Origin of the sequence: Mesorhizobium atlanticum (assembly GCF_003289965.1) — a bacterium.
Lineage (GTDB): Bacteria > Pseudomonadota > Alphaproteobacteria > Rhizobiales > Rhizobiaceae > Mesorhizobium > Mesorhizobium atlanticum.
On the sequence record NZ_QMBQ01000004.1, the window covers coordinates 44,852 to 67,027 of the forward strand.

27 protein-coding genes are annotated in these 22,176 nt (G+C 60.0%); 20 read left to right on the forward strand and 7 right to left on the reverse strand.

The genetic code is table 11. The annotated features are described in order from the left end of the window. The 7 genes from DPM35_RS13900 (at position 1) to DPM35_RS13930 (ending at position 7,722) form a co-directional block, all read left to right on the forward strand. On the forward strand, positions 1 to 2,715 hold the full coding sequence (locus DPM35_RS13900; protein WP_112127870.1) for a phage tail protein: 2,715 nt from the start codon (positions 1 to 3) through the stop codon (positions 2,713 to 2,715). Next, complete coding sequence (locus tag DPM35_RS13905) at positions 2,715 to 3,155, forward strand: hypothetical protein (RefSeq protein ID WP_112127871.1); 441 nt, start codon at positions 2,715 to 2,717, stop codon at positions 3,153 to 3,155. Before DPM35_RS13900 ends, DPM35_RS13905 begins: the two co-directional genes overlap by 1 nt. Before the next feature lies 1 nt (position 3,156). After that, positions 3,157 to 3,621: a hypothetical protein gene (locus tag DPM35_RS13910; protein WP_112127872.1), complete on the forward strand. Its 465-nt coding sequence runs from the start codon at positions 3,157 to 3,159 to the stop codon at positions 3,619 to 3,621. Further along, a complete protein-coding gene (locus DPM35_RS13915; protein ID WP_112127873.1) occupies positions 3,618 to 4,064 on the forward strand; it encodes a hypothetical protein in 447 nt (148 codons plus the stop codon). The genes DPM35_RS13910 and DPM35_RS13915 overlap by 4 nt, the downstream gene beginning before the upstream one ends. A gap of 77 nt (positions 4,065 to 4,141) precedes the next feature. Continuing rightward, positions 4,142 to 6,511 (forward strand): hypothetical protein, encoded by a 2,370-nt coding sequence (locus tag DPM35_RS13920; protein ID WP_112127874.1) that lies wholly within the window; start codon positions 4,142 to 4,144, stop codon positions 6,509 to 6,511. Between the two features lie 15 nt (positions 6,512 to 6,526). After that, positions 6,527 to 6,958 carry a hypothetical protein gene (locus DPM35_RS13925; RefSeq protein ID WP_112127875.1) on the forward strand — a complete coding sequence of 144 codons (432 nt, stop codon included), beginning with the start codon at positions 6,527 to 6,529 and terminating at the stop codon, positions 6,956 to 6,958. After that, entirely contained in the window at positions 6,955 to 7,722 is a 768-nt protein-coding gene (locus DPM35_RS13930; protein ID WP_112127876.1) for a hypothetical protein, read from the forward strand. Before DPM35_RS13925 ends, DPM35_RS13930 begins: the two co-directional genes overlap by 4 nt. Positions 7,723 to 7,734: 12 nt before the next feature. On the opposite strand, the gene DPM35_RS13935 is transcribed toward DPM35_RS13930, so the two are convergent. Both DPM35_RS13935 and DPM35_RS13940 read right to left on the reverse strand, forming a co-directional pair. Then, positions 7,735 to 8,019 carry a hypothetical protein gene (locus DPM35_RS13935; protein WP_112127877.1) on the reverse strand — a complete coding sequence of 95 codons (285 nt, stop codon included), beginning with the start codon at positions 8,017 to 8,019 and terminating at the stop codon, positions 7,735 to 7,737. A 97-nt stretch (positions 8,020 to 8,116) separates the two neighbouring features. Next, positions 8,117 to 9,016 (reverse strand): glycosyltransferase family 32 protein, encoded by a 900-nt coding sequence (locus DPM35_RS13940; protein ID WP_181592019.1) that lies wholly within the window; start codon positions 9,014 to 9,016, stop codon positions 8,117 to 8,119. Here DPM35_RS13940 and DPM35_RS32425 point away from each other — a divergent pair. The 5 genes from DPM35_RS32425 to DPM35_RS13960 are packed head-to-tail and all read left to right on the forward strand — an operon-like array spanning position 9,015 to position 11,141. Then, positions 9,015 to 10,202, forward strand: coding sequence for an N-acetylmuramidase domain-containing protein (locus DPM35_RS32425; protein ID WP_181592020.1), 1,188 nt, complete (start codon positions 9,015 to 9,017; stop codon positions 10,200 to 10,202). The two genes, DPM35_RS13940 and DPM35_RS32425, sit on opposite strands and share 2 nt — an antisense overlap. Beyond that, complete coding sequence (locus tag DPM35_RS33110) at positions 10,202 to 10,336, forward strand: hypothetical protein (protein ID WP_281004602.1); 135 nt, start codon at positions 10,202 to 10,204, stop codon at positions 10,334 to 10,336. The genes DPM35_RS32425 and DPM35_RS33110 overlap by 1 nt, the downstream gene beginning before the upstream one ends. After that, entirely contained in the window at positions 10,333 to 10,626 is a 294-nt protein-coding gene (locus DPM35_RS13950; protein WP_146767951.1) for a hypothetical protein, read from the forward strand. The genes DPM35_RS33110 and DPM35_RS13950 overlap by 4 nt, the downstream gene beginning before the upstream one ends. Next, complete coding sequence (locus DPM35_RS32840) at positions 10,613 to 10,780, forward strand: hypothetical protein (RefSeq protein WP_245431536.1); 168 nt, start codon at positions 10,613 to 10,615, stop codon at positions 10,778 to 10,780. Before DPM35_RS13950 ends, DPM35_RS32840 begins: the two co-directional genes overlap by 14 nt. A 19-nt stretch (positions 10,781 to 10,799) precedes the next feature. After that, positions 10,800 to 11,141, forward strand: a complete 342-nt coding sequence (locus DPM35_RS13960) for a DUF1515 family protein (protein WP_112127878.1) — start codon at positions 10,800 to 10,802, stop codon at positions 11,139 to 11,141. Positions 11,142 to 11,169: 28 nt separating this feature from the next. On the opposite strand, the gene DPM35_RS13965 is transcribed toward DPM35_RS13960, so the two are convergent. Then, positions 11,170 to 11,526 carry a hypothetical protein gene (locus DPM35_RS13965; RefSeq protein WP_146767952.1) on the reverse strand — a complete coding sequence of 119 codons (357 nt, stop codon included), beginning with the start codon at positions 11,524 to 11,526 and terminating at the stop codon, positions 11,170 to 11,172. Here DPM35_RS13965 and DPM35_RS13970 point away from each other — a divergent pair. Both DPM35_RS13970 and DPM35_RS13975 read left to right on the forward strand, forming a co-directional pair. After that, positions 11,506 to 12,390, forward strand: coding sequence for an ATP-dependent DNA ligase (locus DPM35_RS13970; RefSeq protein ID WP_112127880.1), 885 nt, complete (start codon positions 11,506 to 11,508; stop codon positions 12,388 to 12,390). The two genes, DPM35_RS13965 and DPM35_RS13970, sit on opposite strands and share 21 nt — an antisense overlap. Next, positions 12,377 to 12,598, forward strand: coding sequence for a hypothetical protein (locus DPM35_RS13975; protein ID WP_112127881.1), 222 nt, complete (start codon positions 12,377 to 12,379; stop codon positions 12,596 to 12,598). Before DPM35_RS13970 ends, DPM35_RS13975 begins: the two co-directional genes overlap by 14 nt. Positions 12,599 to 12,634: 36 nt before the next feature. Here DPM35_RS13975 and DPM35_RS13980 read toward each other — a convergent pair whose 3' ends face one another. Next, complete coding sequence (locus tag DPM35_RS13980; protein WP_112127882.1) at positions 12,635 to 12,898, reverse strand: hypothetical protein; 264 nt, start codon at positions 12,896 to 12,898, stop codon at positions 12,635 to 12,637. Between the two features lie 275 nt (positions 12,899 to 13,173). Between DPM35_RS13980 and DPM35_RS32430 the strand changes: the two genes are divergently transcribed. Then, entirely contained in the window at positions 13,174 to 13,443 is a 270-nt protein-coding gene (locus DPM35_RS32430; protein WP_181592021.1) for a hypothetical protein, read from the forward strand. 36 nt (positions 13,444 to 13,479) lie between these two features. On the opposite strand, the gene DPM35_RS13990 is transcribed toward DPM35_RS32430, so the two are convergent. Next, a complete protein-coding gene (locus tag DPM35_RS13990; RefSeq protein WP_281004603.1) occupies positions 13,480 to 15,828 on the reverse strand; it encodes a plasmid partitioning protein RepB C-terminal domain-containing protein in 2,349 nt (782 codons plus the stop codon). A gap of 65 nt (positions 15,829 to 15,893) precedes the next feature. On the opposite strand from DPM35_RS13990, the gene DPM35_RS13995 reads away from it, so the two are divergent. From DPM35_RS13995 to DPM35_RS14010, 4 genes are all read left to right on the forward strand, one after another. Beyond that, entirely contained in the window at positions 15,894 to 16,154 is a 261-nt protein-coding gene (locus DPM35_RS13995; RefSeq protein ID WP_112127885.1) for a type II toxin-antitoxin system HicB family antitoxin, read from the forward strand. A 166-nt stretch (positions 16,155 to 16,320) separates the two neighbouring features. Further along, positions 16,321 to 16,641, forward strand: coding sequence for a YMGG-like glycine zipper-containing protein (locus DPM35_RS14000; protein WP_112127886.1), 321 nt, complete (start codon positions 16,321 to 16,323; stop codon positions 16,639 to 16,641). Between the two features lie 395 nt (positions 16,642 to 17,036). Next, the gene (locus DPM35_RS14005; RefSeq protein WP_146767953.1) at positions 17,037 to 17,903 is read left to right on the forward strand and encodes a hypothetical protein; all 867 of its coding nucleotides are present in this window, start codon (positions 17,037 to 17,039) and stop codon (positions 17,901 to 17,903) included. Between the two features lie 42 nt (positions 17,904 to 17,945). Then, positions 17,946 to 19,151, forward strand: a complete 1,206-nt coding sequence (locus DPM35_RS14010) for a hypothetical protein (RefSeq protein WP_146767954.1) — start codon at positions 17,946 to 17,948, stop codon at positions 19,149 to 19,151. Between the two features lie 146 nt (positions 19,152 to 19,297). On the opposite strand, the gene DPM35_RS14015 is transcribed toward DPM35_RS14010, so the two are convergent. Both DPM35_RS14015 and DPM35_RS14020 read right to left on the reverse strand, forming a co-directional pair. After that, positions 19,298 to 19,636: a protamine-2 (modular protein) gene (locus DPM35_RS14015; RefSeq protein WP_112127889.1), complete on the reverse strand. Its 339-nt coding sequence runs from the start codon at positions 19,634 to 19,636 to the stop codon at positions 19,298 to 19,300. Between the two features lie 105 nt (positions 19,637 to 19,741). Next, the gene (locus tag DPM35_RS14020; protein WP_112127890.1) at positions 19,742 to 20,731 is read right to left on the reverse strand and encodes a LysR family transcriptional regulator; all 990 of its coding nucleotides are present in this window, start codon (positions 20,729 to 20,731) and stop codon (positions 19,742 to 19,744) included. Positions 20,732 to 21,024: 293 nt separating this feature from the next. Here DPM35_RS14020 and chvE point away from each other — a divergent pair, with 293 nt between their 5' ends. Continuing rightward, positions 21,025 to 22,095, forward strand: coding sequence for a multiple monosaccharide ABC transporter substrate-binding protein (chvE, locus tag DPM35_RS14030; protein ID WP_112127892.1), 1,071 nt, complete (start codon positions 21,025 to 21,027; stop codon positions 22,093 to 22,095). Positions 22,096 to 22,176 lie beyond the last annotated feature (81 nt).

Below are 22,176 nucleotides of genomic sequence, written 5' to 3' on the forward strand. Positions count from 1 at the left end.
ATGTCGTTCCTTGTCCCGATCTTCGCGGCGGTGACTTCGGCCATCAGCGGTGTCGCAAGCTGGTTTGGCGGCTCGGCGATCCTGTCCGGCCTTGCGCGTTTCGGTCTCGGGCTTGCCGCCAAATACGCGCTCGGCGCGGTTCTCGGCAACCAGCAGAAGGCGCAGGCGCAGGCCTCTCAGCTCGACACGACCTATGGCGAGGATCTGGCGCGGAGCGTCGCCCTGGGGATGGTTGGGACAGCCGGGCATCTCGTGTACCGGAACGCCTATGGCTCCGGCAATCGCAAGGTGCAGGACGTCTACATCCTGTCGCACTTCCAGATCACCGACGTTACGCGGGTCCGCTACAAGGGCGCTTGGCACAATCTCGACCCGGTCGCGGACGCCACCAAGGGCCGCAAGATCCTCGACATCGACTCCGACGTCTGGGTGAAGATCTACAAGGGCACTATGGACCAGGCGGCCGATCCCGGCCTGATTGACAAGGCCAATCCGATGGGACGCTGGACTATCAACCATCGCGGCGCTGGCATTGCCTATGCGGTTGTCACGAACTACCTCAACCGCGAGCATCTGACATCACCCTGGAATGCCTTCTTCGAGGTCAAGGGCGCGCCGCTCTATGACTGGCGCAAGGATAGCTCGATCGGCGGCAGCGGCTCGCATCGTTGGAATGATCACACCACGTGGGAATTCAGCGAAAACCCGATGCTTATGGCCTATGGGCTTGAGCGCGGTTTTTTCAACGGCGCTGAGATGATGGTCGGCAAGGGCGCCCCCGCGTCCCGCTTGCCCATCGCCGAATGGACGATGGCCGCCAACATCTGCGACGAGACGCTCGGCGATCCGCTGGCGCCGCGTTATACAGCCGGCGTCATCGCGGCGGCCGGATCCGGTGTCACCCACGACCAGAACATCCAGCCGCTGCTGGAAGCTTGCGCGGCGACCTGGGTCGACGATGCGACCGGTGAGTATCCGATCGTCGGGGCTGCGCAGTCGACGGTGATGACCTTCACCGACGACGACATCATGGTCGACGAGCCGTTCCGTTTCTCGGTCAAGCGCACCAAGTCAGAACTCATCAACACGCTTGCCGGCACCTATCTCGATCCGTCGAAGTTCTATGAGCAAACGCCGTTCGCGGTGCGCATCGACGCCGTCGCGCTTGCGGAGGAGGGCGAGCGGCTTGCGGTGTCGGTTCCTTACGGCGCCGTGAATCGGTCGGTGGTCGCCGATCGCCTCGCCGATATTGCCTTCAAGGCCAGCCGCTACCAGGGCAACGGCGAGATATGCATCCACCCGAAATTCCTGGCCGAGGCGAAACCCGGACGGTGGGTCGAATGGGATTCCTCGGAATTTGGCGACCGCACCTTCCAGATCGTCGAGAAGCGGCTCGGGCCGTTCGGTGACAAGGCGGCGCGCAACATCTACCTCACACTGCAGGAAGTCGGCGAAGGCATCTTCGACAGCACCGCCTATGTCACGATTCCGGGCGACCCCGTGTTGCCAGGGCCTCCAGATTATGCGGTGACCGCGGCCAACTTTCGTGCTGTCGCCGTACTGTTGCAGGTCGCCAACTCGACGACGCAAAAGTCGGCGCTCCGCTTCTCATGGGACGCGTTCGACGATGTGACTGTCACGGCCGTGGATGTCGAGTATCGGCCGCACGCGGTGGCTGTGACCGTGTCGATCGCCGATCCATGCGTGATCACCTGGCCGAGCCACAGCCTCTCCGCCGGCGACATCTTCTACCTCGATACTAGCGGGAACCTGCCGACCGGGCTTACGGCCAACAGCCCGCTCTATGTGAAGGATGTTCTTTCGCCAGCGCAGTTCACTGCATCACTGACGCCCGGCGGGGATGTGATCGCCACGACCGGCACCCAGGACGGCGTTCACAACGGTTATGTCGACAGCATCGTGAAGCGCGCTGAGGTGCCTGTCCAGGTGCTGACAGTGAATGAGGGTATCCTGCCGAACAAGCAGTTCCTCTATCGCCACCGCATCATCACCTCGCCGCCGCGCACGACATTCTTCACCAACTGGAACGCGATCAACACGCTTGCGGAGACTTCCGACGTCTCGGTCGGTCTCGCTCAGCAGCAGCAGGACATGATCAACTATCTGGCCAGCTTGTCGGCCGGGCTACAGGAGTTCCGGGCCAAACTGGCGCAGCTCGCAGCTGCCAATGCCGAAGCGGCCGGCCGCCAGGTCTTGGATCAATCCGTTGCCGTGCGCTTCCAGAACGCGACCGCGTCGGCCTTGACCGAACTGGACACCAGCATCACGGAAATCAACGGCGTGTTGACCGCGCAGGCGAGCGCGATCACGGCCGTTCAAGCGTCGGTTGGGCTGATCTCGGCGGACGGCCTGTTCCAGATCGTCGCTCAGGCCGGGAGCGGTGACGTTGTCTCGCGCATGGTAGCTCAGGTGCGAGCTACGACAGGTTCCGCCTGGGTCGATGCGGGCTGGGTCATGGAAGCCGGCTTCACCGGCGGAAATCCCGCGGCGCCGTTCTCCAATTTCGTCGTCAAGGCAAACAAGTTCGTGGTGACCGACGGCACCAACAGCGGAACGCCGCTGACGTTTGAGAGCGGTCAGTTAAAGCTGCTGGTCGCCAACATCGGAACGGTGATCGCTGGTCTCCTGAAGTCCCCCGACAACCTTTTCCAGATCACCCTCGCGGACGGAAAAATCGAGTGGTTTGACCCGTAATGGTTGGCGCAAACAAGGGCTACCTCAAGACATCCGGCAGTTCGAAACGGCTGCGGTTTGTGATGGATGGATACGATGCGACCGATGAAACGGTCCCTCCGAACAAGGTCATCTTCGACAGCCAGGACATCGGAACACTGTCCGTTCTCGAAGTGGGCTCGTACACTTGGCTCAACGTCAAGGATACGGGCGGCATGGTGAAGGTTCGCACCTGGAACTATGGCTTCTGTCCGCTCTGCCTGTTTCAGTGGTCAACAGCAGACGATAGCTACACCTGGCGCACCAATATTCAGTTTTGCGAGGAAGCCGGGGCAGATCAGCTTATCAAGGTGGCCATGGATGGTATTTATGTGAGCGCCATCTTCAGTTACTTCACAGTCTACCCGCGCTTCGACCTGTTCTGGACCGCCTTCGGCATAGACGCAAGAGACGGTAGCTGACATGACGACCAGGCGCGGAATCATTCAGTTCAAGCCGGGCGTTGAGAAAGTGCGTATCTCCGTGCCGGGTGTCGACGTGGACGCGGCCGGTACGACACAGTTCCTACTGCACGAGGCGGCGCTTTATTCCCAGCCGTACTTCGCTGGGTTCGTGGCCTGTCCCTTCGCCGGCAACACGAGCACCGGGTATCTGGAGCAGAGTGTCGACGTTACCGTGCCAGACGTGACGGCCGATCCTATTGTGATGCACTGGATCGTTGACTCCGACGGTCTCATCTCATTCCCGTGCCAGAAGGCTACCGGGCCGGGGAACAGCGGAGGCGGCTTCGCCATCAACTCATTCTACGCGAGAACCAGAGTCATAAGCTCCGTATTAGTCAGGGTGAAATTCGTGAAGCCTGACACCAGCAGACGTTCTCCGCAGGGTGCATATTTGATCTTGATGCGGAAGCCAGACCTGACATGACCAGGGTTCGGATTGACAAGAACGGCATCGCTATTGCCAAGGAGGGCTACGATGTCGACACCGCTCCTTTGAGCAAGATGCAGTTCTCGCCGTTGTTCGGCGCAATGCGTCTGGCCATGAAGGGCATGGTCACAGTTGCCGACTATTCCGGCTACATGAGCGATATCTATCGCCGCGCTATCGTAGTGTTCCCGACAGCATTCCCGAAGCCTCCAATCGTAATGGTGGCAGGACAGAGAAGCGATGGGTCAACTGATCAAACCGTATTGCTCGGCACAGCCGCTTCTGACCAGAGCAATAGAGCTTGGCACGAACCTGTATATCAGATCGTAACCTCGACCACTCAGTTCGAGTTCTACCTGGACAAGAGTACCTGGGGCAACAACCCATCTCGGACCCTGAACTGGCGCTACTGGGTTTTCCGCAATACCATCGAAGACTGACCGTCCTCAGCGCGCCTGCGCGCCCCGCCTCACAATCCGAGCCTTTTGCCTCCCTTCAGAGCTTCTAGGGGACTTCCATGACTTTGATCTATTCGGACGGCACGGTCTCCGTGACCAACGGCGATGCCAATGTTTCCGGCACCGGCACCGCCTGGGCCGTTTCTGGCATTGCCGGCGGCTTGTTCTCTTGCAACGGCCTGTCGGTCCCTATCGCGTCGGTCACGGACGACTCCACATTGGTTCTTGCCTATGTGTGGCCGGGCGCCAGTGGCGCAGCACAAATCTATGCGATCCAGCGCGAGAACAGCGTCGCAGCGAATATCGTCGACGTCTATGACAAGCTGAGCCAAGTTCTGCGGCAGCTGGCGCTGGCCGGCATCCATCCAAGCGCTGTTGGCACGATTGCCGAGCGTAACGCGCTCACCCTCGGTGTGAGCGACAAGGATTTCATCTTTCTCTACCTGGAGATCGGTTTCGATCTCGCTTTCTATCGTTGGACCGGCACCGCTTGGCAGGGTCCATTTGCGCTCAAGGGCGCCGACGGTCCGCCGGGGCAGTCTGCGCCCGGCGCGTCCGGCTATCGCTTCCGATACAGCACGACGACAACCGCCGCGGATCCCGGCTCGGGCAAACTGCGCTTCAACAACCCGACGCTCAGCTCGGCGACCGCGCTGTACCTGAGCGAGACGACGGACCAGTCGCAGGGCGTCGCTGCCTACATCGCCGCCTGGTTCGGTTCGGGCTCAACCATCAAGGGCACGTTGCGCCTGATCAAGGAGCTCGACCCTTCGGTCTTCGCCATCTTCAACATCACCGGATCGCTGACGGACAATGGGACGTGGGATACGGTTACCGTGGTCCATCTCGCAAGCTCCGGCGCGCTCGTCGACAACGACTTGGTTCGCATCGAGTTCGTGCGCACCGGTGATGTCGGCAACACTGGGCCAGCGGCCGCGCCGATTTTCACCTATTCCACGACCACGGCTGATGCCGATCCTGGCAGCGGCGTCTTCCGGTTCGACAATGCAACTCTGGCCTCTGCCACGAAGGCGTATGTCGACAACCTGAATGCCGGTGGCAGCGACAGCAGTGCCTGGCTGGATTCGTTCGACGACGCAACATCGGTTGTGAAGGGTGTTCTGATCCTGCAGTGCACGACGACCGTTGGTGTTGGCGGCGCCTTCTATGTCACCGGGACCGTGGGCAACGGCACCGGCTACCGCAAGCTGTCTTTGACGCCGATCGCGACCTGGGGGGTCTGGGCGAACGGGCAGACGTTCTCTTGGATGTTCACCCGGACCGGCGACAAGGGTGATCCGGTCGGCTATCGGATGGCGTTCTCGACCACAACGACCGATGCCGACCCCGGCAATGGCATAGTGCAAGCCAACAACACGACATTCGCGTCGGTGACACAGCTGTTTGTCGACAACCTGGATGCAACTGGGGCGACCATCACCGCGTTTCTCGACAGCTTTGACGACTCGACGACGACGGCTAACCGCGGCCGGCTTCGCCTCTCGTCTGCTGCTGATCCCACGATCTATCAGGAATACATCGTCACTGGAGTGGTTGTTGACGGTACTGGCTATCGGAAGGTGCCGGTAACGCCCGTGGCGTCGGCCGGCGCCCTAGCGAACGGTTTGGGCATCGTTGTCACATTCTGGCGCACGGGCGACAAAGGCGCCGATGGGACCGGAACGGGCGATGTCAGTGGCCCAGGCGTTTCGGTTGCCGATCGTATTGCGGTGTTCAACGGCACCACCGGTAAATTGATCAAAGATGGCGGCGCTCTTGTGTCGGATTTGGCACCGAAAGCCAATGCCACGTTTACCGGCACGTTTGATATCCCGGCCAATGCGCTTGCGCTGTCTCGACTCGTCGATAGCGCCGCGCTGTCAGTGCTCGGCCGCTCGGCCAACTCGTCGGGCCCGCGCGCGGACATCGCGGCCGGCGCGGACGATACCCTGCTGCGGCGCGTGTCGTCAGCGCTCGGCTTCGGGCAGTTAACGGCGGGCATGGTTCCGGCTGGCATCCTGACCTATGCCATGCTCGCGTCAGGGGCCATCGCCAGCAACAGCGAGTTCCAGCTTGGCACCGCGTCAAAGCTCCTAAGCGCCGCCGCGCTCAAGAGCACCGTTGCGTACCAGGCATTGACCGATGCGGCGACGATCACGTGGGATATGTCACTTGGCAACAACGGTTCTGTCGCGCTCGCCGGCAACCGCACCATGGGCAATCCGACGAATGCCAATCCGCTTTTCGGCTTCGTCTGGAAGATCACCGCCACGACCTCGACCAGGACTCTGGACAAAGGGACAAACTACGTTCTTGCCGCGGGCGTAGAGAGCTTCCCGATCAGCATCGCCACGACTGAAACGGTCTTCATCATCGGCTTTGTCGACACGTCAAGCCGGATCGTCATCACCGGCGTCATCCGCACCTAAGGGAGCACCCCGCACATGTCTATCATCGTTTGCAAGATCGACGACGTTTGGCAGGAGTGGCACGGCTACCGCACCGTGCAGAAGATGGTCTCGACCTATACCGCCGTCTATGGCGATGGTCGCCAAGTCGAGACGCAATGCGATCCTTACCCGATAGAGGTGCAGATCGATGGCGATCGTCTTCAGGAGATTTACGACCAAGGCATCTGGTCGCTCGAAGAGGTTGAGGCTGTCGGCGCCAAGATAGCCCTGCCGTTCGAGGTGCCGGAGGGCATGCAGATTGTCGGCGACCCAACCTATGCTGACGTTGATGGCATTGTACGGCAGATGTTCGCAATCGAAGCGGTTCCGCCGGCTCCGCCAGAACCATCACCAGAGCAGAAGCTCGATCGGCTCCTCGGCGAATACGGTCTGACCAAGGAAGATCTGCGGGGCCTTCTGGCATGATCACGTTGCCGCCTCCGGCAGAGTTTTGGCTTCCGCCAAAGCCGGCGATTATCCGTCATGCTCCGGACATCAAAGTTCCGGACCTAAAACATGGCATCTTGCCAGGCATTGCGCCGAAACTGGCGTCTAACGCGCCCTTGGCGGCCAGCTACGTGACGAATGCAACCGATTCCAGTGCCGCCACGACATATACTTTTTCAAACCACGCAATCGGCGCGGCTGCGACCAATCGATATATACTGGTCCAGGTGAGCGGCACCGTATCAGCCGTTTCTAGGAACATCACGAGCATTACCGTTGGGGGGAGCACGCCAACGACATTGGCCACCACCAGCGGAACCACTCAGCGTGGGTGCCAAGGGTTCTACATAATCTCAATCCCGACTGGCACCACGGCAACTACCGTGGTGACGTTTGACGGCAGCATGCAGTGTGCGCAGCTTTCGGTTTGGAGATTGACGGGGCTTTCGTCGCTTACCGCTGTGGACACCCAATACGTTGAAAGCAGCAGCACCACCAATCTCAGCTGTACCATCAACGTCAAGAACGGCGGCGCGATCTTTGCCGGATCGGTCAACAGAGGCAACTTGCCGACGCAGACGTGGAGCGGCGCAAACAAAGAGAACGGCGCCGTCGTCAACACTTTCACATTCTCGTCAGCAGACGCGACGGGCCTCGCGGCTCAGACCGGCAGGGCAGTTTCGATAGCGTGGTCTGGCGGCTCGGGCTTTCAGGGCACTTTGCTAGCGGTTTCTCTGAGATAGCCAGGGCACGACCTAGTCGAACGGCTTGGTGGCCCATTGGTTAACGTTGCGTTTGCCCCATCGTGACCTGTCCGGGTTCAAGTACGCAATCGGCTCGGGGTGGGGCAGAGGGGTGTCCAACGTCTCCACTGCCGAGTCATCCCCTTCGAACAACACCCCATCATCCCAAAGCACCCGGATTTTTGGGCCATCGTACCACTGAACGGTTCCGTACTGCGTCACGTAACGCAGAGGGTTAACCTCGGCAACGACCTGCTTGACACGGTCGCCATCTTCGAAAACGCGGCGCGCAGCCATCTGCCCAAGAACTCCCTAGATTCGCGTTCGGGATAGCAGATTGACCGAGGCTAAGCCAGATGCGGTCGCCGCCGCGCGCCCGCTCAGCGGTAGCGCATCATTTCATTGGGTAGCCGCAAAGACCCATCATCTCGCCAAGTGGAGAGCCTTCAGGGATCGCGCCGCCATCCAGCCTTCTCCTCAGCATTCGGTCGAACAGATGAACACAGAGTGTGCGAGGCGTAACGACATCGGACAGGGATAGTTCAGGGTCAAGCAACAACGAGACTTGGCCATAGTGGACTGGGTAGAAGACATCGATCGTCGCGGCGTGATGGTTGAGACCGGCCTTGCCAAGGAAATATGTGATCGCCTCGGGGCCAAGCTTACCCCACTGATAGTGAGAGATATGGATAGGCAGACCAATCGCTTTGCGTAAACGGTGCTGACGCTGCTTCTTCTTACTAAGCCACGGGGCGATGTAGAAGGGATCGTTGGTCATCGTCAGCGCTTCACGCAGCACATCGCTATTCGCGGGCAATTTCAGCACGGCGTTGTTTATTTCAACATCGCTTTGGTATCCAAATATGTAGTCGCGCTGCGGGATCGGCTTCAGGCAGAACACATCGCAGTCGATGTAAACCCCCAAGCCGGCTTCCAATATCTTTAGCCTGTAGAAATTCGAGAATAGGGCGGGGCTACCATTCGATTTGTAGTAGACGACCCGCTCCTTCGGCATCAACGCTGAAGCGTCGAATGTCTCAACTTCCGGCGGCACGTTCCGCGGGGCACCATAGCAGTGAAGCCGCACGCGGTGGCCGGCAAGCGCAAAGGAGCGCAGACAGGCGGCATTTATGTCGTCAAGGGCGTTTCCAATCCAAAGAGCGTTAACGACGGGCTCGATGGAAGTCGCGGGTCTCTGCCGTTCGCTTTCTATCATCTTGTTCGCCCGGTTTTGAATTCGCGGCAGGGTTAGCACTTCAACTTCATCAATCCAACAACCCAAGAGGTCACCCATGGACACTTCGTTCAAGGGCGCAGCCGTGCGCCTGAAGGACATCGACATTCCGCGCATCGGCGCCGAGATCGGCGTTGGCGAGGATGAGTTGCACGCCTTCATGCAGGTCGAGGCGGCAGGCTCCGGGTTCGACGCGGTCGGCCGGCCGAAGATGCTGTTCGAGCCGCATGTCTTCTACAGGCTGCTCGGCAAGGGCTCGAAGCGCGATGCCGCTGTCAGCGCTGGTCTCGCCTATCCGAAATGGGGAGCGAAGCCCTATCCGAAGGACAGCTATCCGAGGCTGATCAGGGCGATGGCGATCGACGAGACGATCGCGCTGATGTCTGCCTCTTGGGGCCTGACCCAGATCCTCGGCGAAAATCACCGCGACGCCGGCTACACCTCGCCGCAAGTCATGGTTTCGGCCTTCATGGCGTCGGAAGACAATCACCTCGAGGCGACGGTGCGCGTGCTCGTCGCCTGGAAGATCGACGACGATCTGCGGGCGCACCGCTGGCCGGTGATCGCCAGGACGTGGAACGGTCCTGGGTACAAGCAGAACGGCTACGATACGAAGATGGCGGCTGCCTTTGCCAAGTGGCAGGGCATCCGAGATACGCCCTTTGGGCCGCAGGATGCGCCGGCGGCTGCCGCTGCCCAGACGCCGGCTGCCGATGTCGCGGCCTCACCGGCCGTCGACAAGGCCACGATCGAGCGCGTGCAGCAGCAGCTCAAGGATCTCGGCTTTACCGAGGTCGGCGGCATCGACGGCAAGATCGGCACGATGACGGCGACGGCCATCCGCGCCTTCCGCGCCGAAAACGGTCTGCCGTCCGGCGACGGCATCGACGACGAACTGCTGCTTGCGCTGCAGAAGGCCAAGCCGCGCGTCATCGCGCCGGAGCGCGAGAACGCGCCGCCGTATGTGGTGCGCGACAAGGTGCCGGAAGCAAGGACAAGCTGGCTGACCAAGATCGGCGCCTTCTTCACCGGCATCTTCGCCCTGGTCGGCAGCTTCTTCGACGGCGTCATCGGCAATCTGGGTGCTGCCAGCGGCTACATCCAGCCGGTCAAGGATGCCGCCGGCGACGTGCCCGGCTGGGTCTGGATGCTGGCGATCGCCGGCGTCGCCGGCGGGCTCTTCCTCGTCGCGAGCCACGGCGAAAAGAAGAGCATCGAAGCGTTCCAGACCGGGGCGCGACGCTGATGGGCGGCGGCGGCAACAATCCGGATTTCTGGGCCGATCTCGCGCTCGACGTCCTGTGCAGCCGCAAATCCGCCCTGGCAGCGATTTTCGGTCTCGGCCTGCTCATCGGCTTTGCCGCGGGACGACTGCTATGAGCTTCATCATCACGCCCATCGCTGGCCGGCTCGGCGTCGGCCGATTTGCGGCCGGCGCGATCGCATGGGCTGTCATCGCCCTCATCGCCGGCAGCGCGATTGCCGGCGGCTATCACCTCATCAAGCAACGCGGCGCCGACGAGCTGCGCGCCAGGATCGAAAAGGAAAATCAGGATGCGATTCGCAAAGGCATTGAGGCCGGCCGGTCTCTTGATGATTGCCTTGCCGCTGGCGGGGTGTGGGACTTCCGGCGTCAGCGATGTTCCGGCCCTGCGCTTGGCCATCGGTAGCAGCCTGGCCGGCGCACAGGGCAAGACGCTCGCCGATCAGAACAAGATTGACAAGACGATGGCGCCCGGCTGCGCGGTCGGCCTCTATACACCGGCCGAATGCGACCGCCACACCAAGGCCAGCGCCGATCGGCGCGCCGAACTGAAATCCTAGCAGTGCATAGGGCGGGGACATGTCGCAAAGCAGCGTCGAGCGCACGCTCGGAATTCTATTGGGGAAGCTTGAGGCGATCGAAGATCGGCTTGAGCGAGCCGACGAGAGCCGGGCCAGCATTCACAGGCGGCTCGACGAAGTCGTAATGCGCACCACGCATCTCGAAGCGGACGTGTCCTCGGTCAAGGCGAAGACAGAAGCTATCCAGTCGGTCACCGATGACGTTGTAACCTTGCGCAGCCAGGCGCAGGGCGCCGGCACGCTCGGCCGCTGGCTGATCCGGATCGGCATCGGCGTGGTGGGCGCCGCTGGCTGGCTGATCAGCGTTTACACCTACCTGACCGGCAAGCCGCCGCCATAACAATCCGCGCCCGGCGGATCCGGGGATCTCACGATTTCAGGCCGATCGGCTGACGGTCCTTTGCAATGCGCGAGCCCACGCGTCTCCTGGCGCGTGGGCTTTTTGCTGTCCGGCGCATGGCATGGCCTGGTGTTTCGTGCAGCATGACCTGGCGAAGATCGCGCATGTCGACCGGCTTTCCGCATGTCGGACAGGTGTAGAAGTACCTGCGCTCGTCGACGACGTCGCCACCGGCTCGCTTGCCTCTGATCGGCGGCCCTACCGTGAAATCCCGTACCATAACCATTCTCACATACAATTTTGCTAAAATGCCCGGAACCGGACCGCTGCACGCGGCTTGAGTCGCGGTTGTTGGGATGTGTTTATGCGTAACGCCGTCGAGCATCTGAAGTTCACCAAGCCGATGGAGCCGGAGCGGTTCGACAATCCGCCTGCGGGCGCCGAGTGGAGCCACGAAATCAAATTCGACGGCTACCGGACGCAGGTTATCAAGGATGCCGACGGCATCCGTCTCTACACCAAGGGCGGCATTGACTGGACGGCAAAATACCGGCCGCTCGCCGCGGAAGCCGGGAAGCTGAACGCGGAGAGCTTCATCATCGAGGGCGAGACGATCGTGCTCAATGAGAAGGGCCTGTCGGACTTCCATGCGCTCCGCTCGGCCATCACGCGCCGGCCGCAAGATCTCTATCTCGTCGCCTTCGATCTTCTCCACCTTAACGGCCACGATTTGCGTGACATGCCGCTCAAGGACAGGCGCGAGGTGCTGCAGGCGCTTGTTCCAGCCGGCGGGCGCATCCAGTTCAGCGAGGCGCTGCCTGGCACGGGCGACGCCGTCTATCATCTCGCCTGCGAGGCAAACCACGAAGGCATCGTCTCGAAGCGGCTGGACAGCGTCTATCGCAGCGGCCCGACGACGATCTGGCGCAAGATCAAATGCTTCGATGAGAAGGTGATGGAGATCATCGGCGTGCAGCGCGAGCGCGGCAAGCCGGCGATGGTGTTGATGGCCGACAAGGGCCGCTACATGGGCGGCGCCTTCGTCACCTTCAAGGCAGACAAGCGGCAGGCGCTATGGGATCGGGTGCAGGGCAAGGTCGGCGCCCCGCCGCCGAAGGGCCTCAAAAAGCAAAAGGCGGAATGGCTGAAGCCGGGCCTTTCAGGCAGAGTGCGGTTCTTGAAGGGCGAAGAGACGCTTCGCCACGCAATGCTGCGCGATTTCTGGGAGGATGACGATGGCCGTGGCTAAGAAAGACCAGGAGCGCGTCACCTATGCCTGGATGTATGGCCAGCAGGCGCGCAAGGAAGGCAAGGAACGGGTCGTGCCGGACTATTGGGCCGAGTACGCGGAAGCGTGGCTGCAGGGCTTCGACGGCGTGCCGCTCGGCAGCGAGCCGAAGCCGGTGAGTGATCAGCTAGAGACCGAGCTAGACGACAGCGCCGTGTCGAAGCCCTAATTCAGCGATTCCCGAGCGGCCGCACATTGTGCGTGCTCACTCCATGTCAGGTACGTCGCCGCTCACAAACAGCGTCTCTGGGGGACCGTAGTCACCGAGAGCCGGATCGGCGTTCCGGCTCCACGCGATCACGCCAGCGTGCTTGCCAGCAAGTGTCTTCGCAATTCGGATTGCCCGCTCTTCGCTTTGCTGATCGGCCGGGCCGTACATGGGAAACAGTTCACCATCCTCGCCGCGATCAAATGCGACCACAACAATCAGCTTCGGCTTTCTCTGCTCCGGAAGGATGTGGGTAGACATCTAGGGGACTTTCTCAGTTGAGCGGCACTGATCCCGCTTAAGGCACGACGTTCAATTCCAGCGCCGCCTGGCGCTTCGGCTCTATAGCCTTAGGGGTGGCGCCCCTGGCATCCATCACAAAGGCCATGACTGGCTCCCTGCGACTATCAGGCCTTAGTGAACGAAAAGAGAACGAAAGAGTCAAGAGACCTCTTGACCGGGCAGGAATATGTTCCTCATTTCAGCATATGCCGGAACAACCCGAGAAGTGGCCGAGAGGTGCCACGTGGACCCTGATGCATGCCCATGATGCAGGGCAGGTGGCCGGCATCCGTTGCGGCAAATGCAATATCAGACGCTTCTACAAGCCGAACGAGCTGCGCGAGGTCATCGGTAACGTCACGATCGATGAAGTTCGGGAAAAGGTTCGGTGCCAGAAATGTGGCAGCCGCGAGTGGATGGACGCCGAGCTCTTCCATCCAACCGGAGAACAGGCGCACACGATCCGATATCGGCGCCTGGTCCAGATCCGATGGGAGAAGCGGGTGATCTGGCGGGATGAGTGACACATAGCTCGCTTTGGCCCGGCAAAGCGCATTGCCTTAGCGTATTTGCAGCAGCCACTGGAATTGCGCAAACTGTAGTGGGAAGTCGCGGGCAAAATACCGAACCACCTTCGGATTTTCCAGGATCCGGCCCAAATAACCATGAGCCGCGACGAGGCCGAGAGCCCGAACACCATGGGTGGCCACGGCGTTTAGAAACTCATGGGTCACTTCACCAAATTCAGCCTCCATCGATATGACTTGGGCCGCCTTGATGCCGTGGAACCGCTTCCGCCGCGCCGAGGGATCGGCAAGGTGGGATCGCGGCGTTAGTGCGACAAGGGTCTTGGCGAAGTCGGCCCTCACGCTACCCAAAGCCAGCATGATCTTTGCCATCTCAATCTGCCTGTCGGAGCTAACCTCGCGCAAGTAAGAAAAGATGATCGGAGGAACAACGCAGTTCTCGAGCAAGCCGAGAGCGTCGGCGCAAATTCCTTCAATCTGGTGCGCTGCAAGCGGGCGTTCCGCCCTCATCAGCGCGAGATGGGACGGCGGGATCGTTTCCATCAGCATGCTCGGCATCGTCTCGATCCCCTCGCTCTTCAGCAACTCTCGAAATGCTTTGACGGTCATCAATTGGCGCATAGCCTGGGCTGTTCTGTCCCAGTGCTTTCGCAGTTCGTTCGTTGATGTCACGAAGCGACGCATTCGCATGCGTTCATGGCTAAAGTTTCTCAGCAAAACGTACCCGCGCAGAGGGTTCGACGGCTCAGGTGCATGCTTGAGACCGGCGAAATGGCGACCAGGGCTGCCGATACCGCGATGGAGCTGACGCATCGTCGGTGGGCTGATTTGGTCAGGCGCACGCCTGGCCATGGCCACCAGAATATCCAGTGTGGCAAACAAGAAGCTATCGAGCGGGCAGCCATTCTCTGCCTTAAGGACGTGGAAGACACGCTTCGCCTCATTCCCCGGCAAAATGAGGAAGTCGCGTATCGCGGTATCGTCAGGCTGCATCCTGATCAATACCGACAAGTCAGCCCCCGCCAATCTCCTCCTTCTGAACGCCCAGCGCGGGTATCCGTGCCGTGAGAGGCGACAGCGCGCGATCCAGATCGCAACCGTGAATTCGCCGTTTACCGTGACGAGCTTACTGTCCGGGTCATATCGAGCCGAACCGCCCGCGTCCTCTATCGCTGCCGCCAGCTCATGGATGACTTCCTGCCTCCGGTCACGAAGATCAACATTGACCTCGATATAATCGTAGTTGTGCAGTGGCTGATACCCGATCCGCCGATATACTTCGGCGAGTGTCCGGAAGCGCCGTTTCAATCGGGAGCTCGAGGGACAACCGCGGGCCGCGTTGATTATCCTCCCCGACAGCGCTCCTTTCCTTTTGAGAAGTTTGGCCAAAGGAGCCAGCATCTGACTGTCGGTCATACGGAACAGACGCGCCTTTGCCTCGACCTGGGCACGATCGAACAACTCGGGGCTGACAATTGGCGCGGATGCATTCTCGACGCGGATCCAGGCGCTAGCGGGATTGCGGGTCCGCTGACTTGTCAGCCTGCTGCTGGAGCGGTTCCAGATGACGTTGCCGATGTATTTCTCATGCGTCAGAACCGTCTTCACCGAACGGATCGACCAGGGCCGGTCGTGATCCGTTACCATCCCGCGGGCGTTGAGCGCGTTGGCGATCTCCCTCTTCGTCTTTCCCTTGTTTACAAATTGGTCGAAAATCCATCGGACCGTCTCAAGCTCCTCTGGCGGACCGAGCACCCTGACCACGCGGTCCGATGCAAGGCTTTTGCACTCTGTTCGCTTCAGGATGCCTTTGGGTTCACCCGACCGGTCCACTAGCAGACGCCGGAAGCCATAGCCCGGCGCCGCACCTCCGCGGAATCCCATTTGAATGATCCGGCTCTGGCCGATGAAGCACCTCTGCGAAAGCATGCGACTGTACTCGGCGGCCATCGTCCGCTTGATAGCTTTGAGCACGTCAGAGCCGATGGTTCCGTCATTTGCGAACTGCTCGGCGCAAAATTCGATCCGCACTCCAGCCGACTGGCATCTATATTCGTAGGATGCGCTTTCATCGACGTTTTGAAATCGACCCCAGCGACTGACGTCGTAGACCACTACCGTCTCAAAATCTGCGAACCCGTTTTCCACATCGAACAGCAGCTTTTGTAAGCCCGGGCGCCCTTGAAGACTGAGCCCGCTACGGCCCGGGTCCTCATATGTCGCGACAATGTCATACCCCATGATGTCCGCATAACTGCGGATCGCATCCTTTTGGTTCTCAAGTGAGTAGATTTGCTGATCGGTGGACATGCGAAGATATTGAGCCGCACGGCCTCGTCGCCTCGCTGTTGGAGGGCCGTGGGCCGTTCCAGACTTGTCCATCGCCTTGCACCGTCGTGCCGGCACTTTAAACTAGCGGGCGACAGCCTGCCGGCAAGAGGAACGGAATGCGCCAGTACGTCGGCTTGATCCACAAAGAGGACGCCAGCGATTACGGAGTGTCCTTTCCTGACTTCCCCGGGGTCGTTACGGCTGGCGCAAGTCTCGGCGAGGCGCGCGAGTTAGCCGAACAAGCTCTCGCCTTCCATGTAGAGGGGCTGATTTACGATGGCGAGGCTGTTCCTGACCCCACTTCCCTCAAGAAGGTCCTGGCAGACGCAGCTGGTGAGGAACTTACGACCATCATGATTCCACTTAGGACCCTGTGAACGCCTTTCCTCTTTGGCAACCATGGCGATCAACTGCCGGGAAACCGTGATTCACTTCGTGAGCGACCTCCGCCGCCGTTCCGCCGCAATGCGCCCGCACTTGGGCGAAATTGCCCCTGTTTTCAACCTGTTGTCATTTCCCTGGGGCTTCAGAGGAGTTCTAGTGATGATCATCAAGAAGGCGATTCTGGCCGTGCTTATGACCGCGGCCCTTGCCGGTTGCGAGACGCAGACCGAAGGCCAGCAGCGGGCCACCACAGGCGCTCTGATTGGCGGCGCTGGCGGCGCCCTCGTCGGCCAGGCGATCGGCGGCAACACCAAGAGCACGGTGATTGGCGCCGCAAGCGGTGCGCTGCTCGGCGCCGTCGTCGGCAGCGCCACCACCCCGCAGGAGCCGCGCGGCCGTCAGCTCTGCCGTTACCAGGACCGCTACGGCCGCATCTACACCGCGCCCTGCGACGACCGCTATTACAACGGCGATTATTGATCGAGGTCCGACGGGGGGAGACCGGCGCTTTGAGCGCCGGTCTCCCGCCCGTTTTCGACCGTTTTACAAATGCGCTGTAACCTATTGATTTATCTAGAGCCGATTTTGCCCTGTTTTACAGGCAAGCGGTTGGAATCCCGCGAAAAGCGCTAGCTTCCCAAGCTGAACGCGCGGGTTCGATTCCCGCTACCCGCTCCAGTTCGTGCAAGGCTCCAAGCCCTGATTTCGGCATGCTTCCGTTCACGTGGGAGCCATCTTGGGCGCGCCGGCGAAAAACCCAGAGCCGCATGAGCTACAGCTTGCGGTTGTTGCACCAGTCGCGGACGTATAAAAAGCGAAGCATGCCACGCACCCTATCGAAATATACTGTCCGTGAATGGTTGAGGTTACGGCCGTTGGTCGACCGCAAGAATCATGCGCGCTACCAGATTCGCGAACGGCTTGCGCTGGCAAGGCACGCCGGCCCTATGGCCCTTCCCCATATCCGTAGCCAGAAAGTTCTGATTACGATCAGCTTCAACGATCCCCAGGTGATCGAGTGGCAGATCAAGTTGATCGCCAGACATATCCCTCACGCAATTCACATCATTGCCGACAACTCGGATGACCTTGCCGCAAGGACCGCCATCCAGCACATTTGTACGTCGACCGACCTAGCCTACGTCGCGGTGCCCGGAAACCCCTGGGCGAAGGGAAAGCCCGACGGCAGTAGATCGCACGGATACGCCCTCAATTGGGCATGGGAGAACATCGCTCTGGCGAACAAACCGTCGATGGTAGCATTTCTCGACCACGACATTTTCCCGATTCAGAAAACCGACCCTTTCAGATTGCTAGTCAGCGCCACTGTAGCAGGCGCGGTAATGACCCGTCCGGATGGTCGTTGGTATCTGTGGCCGGGTTTCGCCTTGTTCAACCTCGACAGGCTCACCACAACCCGGCTCAACTTCGGCAAGGATTGGCTGGATAGCCTCGACACTGGCGGCTTGAACTGGAGCCGGGTCTATTATCATCTTAACGAAGGTGAACTCTGCAAGGCCAACTCTGATCGGCTGCCGATCTCGGACAATATCCCATTCGAAGAAGCATATTTTGAGCGAATTGACGGTTGGATCCATGAATGCGGTACAACGTCCGCCCTTATTGAGCCCGCGCGCCGACGTTTCTTGACCGAGCTCAAGCGCCGCCACACGATAGAGATTTTGGCGAAATCAGACCTCGATGATAAACTTGAAACGAACTCAACCAACCTTGCGCCGTAATAAATTGTTCTATTGTTTATAAACACTTAATCTGGTTACAAAATGCAAGTAGCGATACGTAGAAGAATCGAGAAATGGCGTCGGAAATTTCGCTGGAAGTACTATCCATCCATTATCGATCCACGAACTCATAGCTATTTGGATGTTGCTGCATTCCGAGGGGGAAAGCTCGGCAATGTTGCGTTGGCCGATGAATTCAGTTCAGCTATCGACAGAATGACGCTGTACACCTTTTACTATATCGGCGCCGACTGGGATGAGGCGGGAATACAAGCGAAATCGCCACCTCCACCCAGGCAGAAAATTGCCTTGTGTATAGATGCAGGGGATATCACTTCAAAAGTCTTTGATGACGCCATGGAGGTGCTTGAGCGAACAGCTGTCGCTTTTGTCAAATTCAAAGCCTCAAATCTTTCGCAGGATCAGGATATATATTTCGGCCTATTGCAAAGGCTAATATCTGCTGGCCTCATTCCTGTCTTTCGAGATCAGGAGTTCGGCGACTCCCAGTGCAATGTAGTTTTTGCCCATACCGACGTTGCGCGAGAATTATGGCCGACGCCTTCCTATGATAGGCAGGAAAGGGTCCCAGTGCTGATACCATGTTTCAATAACCCTACATACTGTAGCTTGATGCTGGATCAACTGTGGGGTACAGGCTTTGAAGATATCCGCTTCGTGGACAACGCTTCAACCAGCGCTCAAATGCATGATTGGTTGCGGAGGGAGGACGCGCGCCGCAAAATCATAAAACTGAGCGATAACATAGGACCAAACAAATCGATAAATAGGCTGAAGCAAGATCTTCCAAGGCATTTCTGCGTTACCGACCCTGATATCCTTTTTAACGCTCGCCTGCCGGCCAACTTTCTTACAGAACTGATTAACTTAACCGGGCGACATGCTGTTGGAAAAGCCGGCTTCGCCCTGGATATCTCACGAAGCCACTTGTTTACGGGAAAGACGTTAGTCAACCGTGACAATACAATTCAGAAATGGGAAGAACAGTTCTGGTCAAAGCCACTCCATTTCACCGATGAAGGCGATAGGGTTTTTGAGGCCCACATCGATACGACTTTTTGCGTTATCGACCAGAAATTCTATCGGCCCTCCAAGCCCTACGATGCGGTGAGAGTAGCAGGTCGGTACACGGCCACCCACCTGCCGTGGGAAGGACGAACACAGGTCCCTGTGGACGAAAAGGAAGTTTACGCTCGCACGCAACGCCATTCGAACTACGGAAATTAAGGCAGTCCAGCAATGAAGAAGCCGAGCTGAGCCAAAAACCCGAAAAAGATGAACGGCGGATCAGACGGCATTTGGATCGCCCGACGAGGATGGCTCTTGCACGATCGTGCAAGACCCATCCCCTTAAGGGCAACTGCAGGCCTGAACTACAGCCAGATATTGATCCAGTAGCGCTCGCGCCAGCAGCGACGGCGCCAGCGGCCATGACGCCAGTAGCGGCGGCAGACATGCCTCCAGCCGCGCCGACGGCGCCGCCTGCGGTGCCGCCAGTACCAATCTCCGTGATGGTGACGGCGGTGGGAGACCAGCTCCAGCTCGGCCGGATCGTCGCCTTCGAACACCGCATTGTCCGGCTTGTCGAGCTCGTCCAGGATCCCGTTGCCGCCGGGAATACCGGCAACAGCCTTGCTGGGTCCAGCCAGGCTTGCAAGTGCCGCCGCCCCCGCAACGCCAAGCATTCCAGTCAGAAATAACCGACGTTCCATCAAAAACCTCCCGAGCTGTTGAGCATCGGCCGCTCTTCCCTCACCCGCAACGGGCTCCAGTGAGCGACCGATGGGTTTGAACGTGCAAGTAGCGTTCTCGTTCCATCACCCCACTTCGCGCAAGATGAAGTCGTGCAGCATTTTCGCGGCGGGCGAGAGCACGCGATTCTTGACCGTGATCAGGCTGTAGGGCCGGACCTCGATGTCGAACTCGGTCTGAACCACGTCGATGGCGCCGGCCAGCCCGTCGGCTCCCTGGATGAACCTGGCGACTTGGATCGAGACCGGCGCGATGGCGTCGGACTGCGCCACCATCACCAGGGTGAGCAGCAGCGACGAGGTGTTGAGGATGCGGTCGGGCAGCGCAATGTCGCGGTTGAGGAAGTTGCTTTCCATCGCCTGCCGCAGCGGCGAGCCGCCGGACTGAAACACCCAGTCATAACCCGCCGTTTCTTCCAGCCGCACCATCTTGCCGCTCGCCAGCGGGTGGCCTCGGCGCACGATGAGGCAGGCCTTCTCGACGCCGATGACGCGCGATTCGAAGAGCCGCGGGTTAAGGTCGTCGGGAATGCGCGCGATGATGAAGTCGTGGCGCGAGGCGATCAACTCGCGGGCAAGCACGTTGGAGGTCTCGACCTGCATGGTGATCTCGATGCGCGGATAGATGCGGCGGATTTCGCGAATCGCCGGCACGGCCAACTCGATTGCCGGAGCCGTCACCGCGCCGAGGAACACGGAGCCGCCCTTGCCGGCCTTGAGCTCGGAAATCTCGCGGTCGGCCTCCCGCATCTCGAGCAGGATCGAACGGGCGCGCCGCGCGAGCGCCTTGCCATAAGGGGTCAGCGTCACGCCGCGCGGCAGCCGTTCGCACAACTTGACGTCGAGCACCGCCTCCATCTCGGCGATCATGCGCGAGGCGGCCGGCTGCGAGATGTTCATGACCTGTGCGGCGGCGCTCACCCGTCCGTGATCGTCCAGTGCGGTGATCATGCGCATGTGGCGGAGGCTCAGGCCGCTGCGCAGCAGCGTCTCGCCGTCTCCCGGCAATTTCTCGTAACTCACTGAAATCGCATCAAGATCGCGCAATGCCGCCATGGATCGAAGCCTCTCCACCGGGTTTCTGCCTGCCGTTTAAGCTATATCAGTTTCGATATAGCAACCACCAAAGATCGCATTTGACAGTTATGTCAAAGGGCCACACCCTTCGCGCGTTCCGAGGCGTGAAGGTCGATAGCGAGCAAAATCGTATCGATTGAAATCGCGTCGCGGGGCCGATTGGGAGGATACCGGAGATCGATAAAGCCGACAGAGGCGCGCCAGCGCATCTGCTCGACTGCGCGGCCCGCGAAGCCCCGAGGTGTCGCGTCCATCAACCAGGGAGAGTAATCGTGAAGATCATCAAGACGCTGGCCGCCGTGGCGGCCCTTGGCATTGCCGCCATGAGCTATTCGGCGCACGCCGCCGACAAGGGCCTCATCGGCGTGCTGATGCCGACCAAGACCTCGCAGCGCTGGATCAACGACGGCGACGCCGTCAAGTCCCAGCTCGAGAAGCTCGGCTACACGGTCGACCTGCAATATGCGCAGGACGATATCCCGAACCAGCTCAGCCAGCTGGAAAACGAAATCACCAAGGGCCCGAAGGCGCTGATCATCGCCTCGATCGACGGCACCACCATGGCCGACGCGCTGCAGAAGGCCAACGACGCGGGCGTCGTCGTCGTCGCCTATGACCGCCTGATCAAGAAAACCCCGAATGTCGACTACTACACCACCTTCGACAATTTCGGCGTTGGCGTGATCCAGGCGAACTCGCTGGTCAAGGGCCTCAAGGAGCGCTTCCCGAACACCAAGCCGTGGAACGTCGAGCTGTTCGGCGGCTCGCCCGACGACAACAACGCCTTCTTCTTCTACAACGGCGCGATGTCGGTCCTGCAGCCGCTAATCGACAACGGCTCGATCAAGATCAAGTCCGGCCAGATGGGCATGGACAAGGTCGGCACGCTGCGCTGGCTCGCCGCCACCGCCCAGGCGCGCATGGACAACCTGCTTTCGGCCAACTACTCGGACGGCAGCCGCGTCGATGGCGTTCTGTCGCCTTATGACGGCCTGTCGCGCGGCATCACCGCCTCGCTGCGCGCCGTCGGCTACGGCACGGATGCCCAGCCCTGGCCGATCGTGACCGGCCAGGACGCCGAGACCGCCTCGGTCAAGCTGATCATCTCGGGCGAGCAGTACTCGACCGTGTTCAAGGACACCCGCGATCTGGCCAAGTCGACCGTGGAGCTGGTCGACAAGGTGCTCTCCGGCGGCAAGCCCGACGGCCTCGACACCAAGACCTACAACAACGACGTCAAGGTCGTTCCCTCGATCCTCCTGACGCCGGTTGAGGTCGACAAGTCGAACTATCAGAAGCTGGTCGTCGACTCCGGCTACATCAAGGCTGAAGACCTGAAGTAATCCAGCCTTACAGGAAGGGGTCCTGCGCGGCCGCAGGACCCCTTTTCGTTCAAAAACGACCCCGGTATTGTTTTTGCCGGC